This window comes from Photorhabdus sp. RM71S (assembly GCF_042879355.1).
GTDB lineage: Bacteria > Pseudomonadota > Gammaproteobacteria > Enterobacterales > Enterobacteriaceae > Photorhabdus > Photorhabdus kayaii.
The window spans coordinates 1-437 of record NZ_JBHFKV010000206.1 but is presented as its reverse complement, the minus strand read 5'-3'; the positions used below and the strand labels follow the sequence as shown (position 1 = coordinate 437).

Annotated in this window: 2 protein-coding genes; both read right to left on the bottom strand. The window is 44.9% G+C overall.

What is annotated here, in order from left to right; translation table 11 throughout:
- Window positions 1-132 (bottom strand): phage holin family protein (locus ACGF5R_RS24545; protein WP_387693256.1); only part of this gene is annotated, 132 nt, incomplete at its 3' end.
- Window positions 133-252: 120 nt separating this feature from the next.
- Window positions 253-437, bottom strand: a 185-nt coding sequence (locus ACGF5R_RS24540) for a hypothetical protein (protein ID WP_387693254.1), incomplete at its 5' end; no start/stop codon positions are given.

The following is a 437-nucleotide window of genomic DNA, read 5'->3' as shown; positions in this document are numbered from 1 at the left end:
CAGCCATCCCCCGCCGTTATAGCGACCCCTGAGAAAAGCCATTGTCCCCGATAGTATTGCACCTATACCCTGTTCTTTGACTGATAGCAGCCATAACCATAGCTGCACCCAGATGTCTGGTTGCTTGTCCATGAGTCTCATATTTCCACCCCCGTTGGGGATTAAGTCCCCGCAAGTACGGGCGTGAAAAGAAAAAGGCCTCGAATAGTCGTGGCCTATGCGTAGTGATAAATGGTAGATTTCATACGTATCTTATATTTTGCTTAGTCGCTTTTGCTGCTCTATAAGCTTCCCTATCATTGATAATACGATAGTACTCTTCATAGCCTCTGAGGCTGTCTGATAATAACGGAACAGCGTAATCTCAGGACGCTTTGAATGCTGGAGCGCAATATTAATTTCATTAACTACCGGAGTTAAATTATTCATGCCAATGG